Raw genomic sequence first — 4,424 nt, 5'->3', positions numbered from 1 at the left:
GTTCATTGTCGATTCCGGTTTCGCCGAATTCGTTGATGATGACGGCGTATTTCTTGCCATGCTCCTCGGTCAGGATGCGGTTCAGAAGCGTGGTCTTTCCGGCGCCAAGAAAGCCGGTCAGCACGGTGACGGGGATTTGCGCGGTCATGGGTCAGGTCTCCATTATGGGGGGAAAACGGTCGGGCCAGATCAGCGACTGATGCGCTGCGGTGCCGGTGATGGCACCATCGGCCAGTGCCGGGGTGACGATGCCTGCGGGGCGGATGATGTCGCCTGCGGCAAAGATGCCGGCGCGGCCGGTCACGTTGAAAGCGCCGGTTTTCAGATAGGGGCCGGTCGGTCCTGCCAGCGTGGCAAGGCCAAGGTCGGCCACGAAGGGTGCTGCAAAGGCGGTATCCGCGTGCAGGAAGAGACCTGCGGTCTGCAGCACTGTCCCGTCTGCCAGCGTCAGCCGGGCGCCGCCCTTCCTGGGTTCGGCGCGGATCAGGGGAGAGCGGTGCAGGCTCACGCCAAGCGCTGCCGTCTCGGCGTCGGCATCCGGCCCAAGGTCGCCTTCATGCGCGATCAGGCTTACATCCTGCGACCAGTCGGTGCGCAGCATCCGTGCCATGTGCAGCGCCATCGGCCCGCGCCCGAGGATCGAGAGGGGTTGCCCCTTGATCTCATAACCGTGGCAGTACGGGCAGTGCAGTGCCCAAGTCCCCCAGCCTTCGGCAAGGCCAGGGATGTCGGGAAGGCGATCGGTGACGCCACAGGCAAGGATGACGCGCCGTGCCATCACCTCTCCGGCCGCCGTGGTCAGGCGAAAGGCATCCGCCTCGCCTGACAGGCCAGTCACGGCGCGGTCGTGGACGCTAACGGTCGGGTAGGCCGCCAGATCGCCCCGGATCGCGGAAAGGATGTCACCCGGCGCGCGCCCGTCCCAGCCCGGCACGCCATGGGCGGCGGGCGAGGCCGCGTTGCGCGGGCGCCCGGTGTCGAACACTGCAACCTTGCGACTGGCGCGACCCAGTTGCAGCGCCGCGGTCAGCCCGGCAAAGCTGCCACCAATGATCGCCACGTCCTTCAAGTCTGCTTCCTGCATTCCATTTCTCGTCTCATTGTGGAGAAAGCCGCCGCCCAGAGGACGGGCGGCGGCAGGTCCTTCACTCTCCGGCATGCCCGAGCATGAAGGACAGTGTGGCGGTGTGGCCGGTCTCGTCCGCCTTGGCCGCATCGGCATGCGGGGCCGCGTGCGACACCGCCAGCACGTTAAGGCCCTGGTTGCGGATGACGACCATCGCCTTGCCCTCTGCATCCGCGATCGCGGCAGCCGCATCCGTTGCATTCACGTAGTCCGCAACGATCTCAGCCCCCGCGAGCGGCGCGCCATCGAAAAGCACCTGCACCGCAAGTTCGTCACCGGCCTTCAACGCATAGGGGTCGGAGAGAGGCACGATCTCCAACACCTGCCCGAGAGGTGTCCCGACGCTTGCAACGGGGCCGGTCAGATAGATGGCATGCTTGAGGTACTGGCCCCCTTCGGTCGCTCCGGCAACCGCGTCCTTTGGCATGTTGTGCCATTCACCTGCGGCATCCTTGCTCCAGAAGCCATTGTCGAACGCGACGGTAATCACCGACGGCGCCTCGGGAACAGCCAGCGTCGCGTGCGATCCGTGCTGGTTCAACGGGGCCTTCACGCACGCGGTCCCATCCGGGCAAACCATGACCGAGGTGATCTTGGTCGTGTCATAGCTGTCCTGCTCGGCACCGTGGCCATAGACGACGGCCAGTTCGCCGTGCTGCGATTGCAGCCAGACGCCGTGTGCGAGGGCGGCGGCAGGGGCAAGGCCCGCGATCAGTGCCGTGAGGATCAGGGAAGTCTTCATGGTCAGTCTCCTTGGTCGGATTGTCGGCTAGACCTTGGTCTGGCTGGAAATCAGTTTGAAAGCGCGGCGGTCAGCTGCGACAGGTTGTGGCGCATCATGTCCAGGTAAGTTCCGGCAGGGCCGTCTGCGGCTGAAAGCGCATCGGAGTAGAGCGTGCCGCCGATCTTGGCGCCGGTCTCGGACGCGATCTGGTCCAGGAGACGACGGTCGGCGATGTTTTCCACAAAGACGGCGCCGATCTTCTGGTCCTTGATCTGGGTGATCAGGGCCGCCACGTCCTGCGCGCTGGCTTCGGCCTCGGTAGATATGCCCTGCGGGGCGACGAAGGTCAGACCATAGGCGGCAGCGAAGTAGCCGAAGGCATCGTGCGAGGTGACGATGGTCCGCCGATCTTCTGGCAGCGCGGCCACCGCGCTGCGGATTTCGGTGTCGAGCGTATCGAGTTCGGCCAGGTAGGCTGCGGCGTTGGCCTTGTAGGTCTCGGCGCCTTCCGGGTCGGCGGCGGACAGGTCCTTGGCGATGTTGCTGACGTAAATGCCTACGTTCGCAACGCTTTGCCAAGCATGCGGGTCTTCGGCCCCGTGGTCGTGGCCCTCATGCCCGGCCTCACCCTCGGCGTGGTCTTCTTCGCCAAAGGCGATGGGGGTCACCCCTTCCGAGGCATTCACCATCGCGGCCTTGGTGCCCGAGGCCTCGATGAGCCGGTCCATCCAGCCCTCGAACCCCAAGCCGTTCGCGACGATCACCGCTGCACCTGCAACAGCCTGCGCATCGGCTGGCGAGGGCTGGTAAACATGCGCGTCGCCATCGGGGCCGACGAGGGTGGTGACCTCGACCCGGTCGCCGCCGACATTGGCGACGATGTCGCCGAGGATCGAGAAGGTGGCGATGACCTTCAGCTTCTCTTGCGCGAAGGCGGGCGTCACCAGGGCAAGGGCGGTGGCAGAGGCAAGAAGCAGGCGGCGGGTGATCATGGGGTCGTCCTTTCAGGCATCAAGATGAGGGCGCGGCCAGTAGCGGGCAGCAAGACTGCCCGCCGGACCGAATGCGAGCGACAGAAGGTAAAGGGTGCCGGCGGCAAGGATGATCGCCGGGCCGGAGGGAAGCCCTGCGTGGTACGAGGCGAGCAGGCCCGCGACCGAGGCCGCGATGGCGACCGTCGCGGCCACGGCCAGCATGCCACCGATGGAGGTGGCCCAGAACCGCGCAGCGGCGGCGGGCAGGATCATGATCCCCACCGCCATCAGGGTGCCGAGGGCCTGGAACCCTGCGACGAGGTTCAGGACGACCAGGGCGAGAAAGATGAAGTGCACCGGCCCGCTCCACCGGCTGACCGAGGCGAGAAAGCGTGGATCGGCGCATTCGAGGACCAACGGACGGAAGACCAGGGCGAGCGTGACGAGGGTGAAGGTGGCAATCGCGCAGAGCATGGTCAGCGCGGCATTGTCGAGCGCGAGAACCGTGCCGAAGAGCACGTGCATGAGATCGACGTTCGACCCTTTCAGCGAGACCAGCAGGACCCCCAAGGCCAGCGAGATCAGGTAGAAGGCGGCCAGCGAGGCGTCCTCGCGCAAGCTTGTGAACCGTGCCACGGCCCCGGTCAGAAGTGCCACGATCAGCCCCGCGACCACGCCACCAAGGGTCATGGCGCCAAGGTTCAGCCCCGCCACCAGATAACCCACTGCCGCCCCCGGCAGGATCGCGTGGGCCATCGCGTCGCCCGTCAGGCTCATCCGCCGCAAAAGCAGGAACACGCCCACCGGCGTGGCACCAAGCGAGATCGCGAGGCAGCCCAGAAGCGCACGCTGCATGAAGGTGAATTCGGCGAATGGGTCGATGAGCCAGCTCATGCCGCCCCCCGCTCGCACACCGGGGCATTGTCGTCGAAGGCTTCGCACATCTGCCGGGCGCGAAAGAGGTTCTCGGCGGTCAGGACCTGCGCCGTGGCCCCATGCGCCACCTTTTCCCGCGCCAGAAGCAGCGTTTCGGGGAAGTGCTTCTGGACAGCCTCGACGTCATGCAACACGGCCAGGACCGTCCGACCTTCGCCGTGCCAGCGCTTGACGACGTCCAGAAGTTCCGCCGCCGTGCGGGTGTCGAGCGCGGTAAAGGGTTCGTCGAGCAGGATCAGGTCGGCGTCTTGCAACAAAAGCCGTGCGAACATCACCCGCTGCACCTGTCCGCCTGACAGCGCCGAGATCGGGCGGCGGTCAAAGCCGGTCAGCCCGACGGCCGCCAAGGCGTCGGCCACCTGCGCGGCGTCGGCCCCCGTGATGCGGCCAAAGGCCCCGGCGCGATGCCACAGGCCCATCGCGACGAAAGCGCCGACGGCGACAGGGAAGCTGCGGTCCACCTCGGAGAGCTGCGGCAGATAGGCCAGCCGCGCAACCTTGCGGTCAATTCGGCCCTCAAGCGGGGCAAGCTCTCCCGTCAGGCCCTTCAGAAGCGTGGATTTCCCGGCACCGTTAGGGCCGACAATTGCCGTCAGGCTGCCCTTCGGCAGATCAAGATCAAGGTGATGCACCGCAGGATGACGGTCATAGCCCAGGGTCAGAT

Annotated in this window: 6 protein-coding genes; all 6 read right to left on the bottom strand. The window is 66.2% G+C overall.

The features are described from left to right. Positions 1–148 (bottom strand): GTP-binding protein (locus ACRCSW_RS10655; protein WP_438704921.1); only part of this gene is annotated, 148 nt, incomplete at its 3' end. A 3-nt stretch (positions 149–151) separates the two neighbouring features. Beyond that, positions 152–1,084 (bottom strand): NAD(P)/FAD-dependent oxidoreductase, encoded by a 933-nt coding sequence (locus ACRCSW_RS10650; protein WP_438704919.1) that lies wholly within the window; start codon positions 1,082–1,084, stop codon positions 152–154. A gap of 61 nt (positions 1,085–1,145) precedes the next feature. Continuing rightward, positions 1,146–1,868, bottom strand: coding sequence for a DUF4198 domain-containing protein (locus tag ACRCSW_RS10645; protein WP_438704918.1), 723 nt, complete (start codon positions 1,866–1,868; stop codon positions 1,146–1,148). 50 nt (positions 1,869–1,918) lie between these two features. Then, positions 1,919–2,842 carry a zinc ABC transporter substrate-binding protein AztC gene (gene aztC / locus ACRCSW_RS10640; protein WP_438704917.1) on the bottom strand — a complete coding sequence of 308 codons (924 nt, stop codon included), beginning with the start codon at positions 2,840–2,842 and terminating at the stop codon, positions 1,919–1,921. Positions 2,843–2,854: 12 nt separating this feature from the next. Next, positions 2,855–3,718, bottom strand: a complete 864-nt coding sequence (locus tag ACRCSW_RS10635) for a metal ABC transporter permease (protein WP_438704916.1) — start codon at positions 3,716–3,718, stop codon at positions 2,855–2,857. Then, the coding region (gene aztA / locus ACRCSW_RS10630; protein WP_438704914.1) for a zinc ABC transporter ATP-binding protein AztA at positions 3,715–4,424 on the bottom strand (710 nt) is incomplete at its 5' end. The genes ACRCSW_RS10635 and aztA, both read right to left, overlap by 4 nt.

This window comes from Tabrizicola sp. (genome assembly GCF_051645465.1).
In the GTDB taxonomy this organism is placed as follows: domain Bacteria; phylum Pseudomonadota; class Alphaproteobacteria; order Rhodobacterales; family Rhodobacteraceae; genus Tabrizicola.
Note: the sequence above shows the minus strand (reverse complement) of the source record. Positions and strands in the feature narration are given on the sequence as shown.

Bases quoted from the DNA above. Each gene is read 5' to 3' on its own strand.
- ACRCSW_RS10635 (WP_438704916.1), bottom strand. From the start codon at position 3,718: ATGAGCTGGCTCATCGACCCATTCGCCGAATTCACCTTCATGCAGCGT.
- ACRCSW_RS10645 (WP_438704918.1), bottom strand. From the start codon at position 1,868: ATGAAGACTTCCCTGATCCTCACGGCACTGATCGCGGGCCTTGCCCCT.
- ACRCSW_RS10650 (WP_438704919.1), bottom strand. From the start codon at position 1,084: ATGCAGGAAGCAGACTTGAAGGACGTGGCGATCATTGGTGGCAGCTTT.
- aztC (WP_438704917.1), bottom strand. From the start codon at position 2,842: ATGATCACCCGCCGCCTGCTTCTTGCCTCTGCCACCGCCCTTGCCCTG.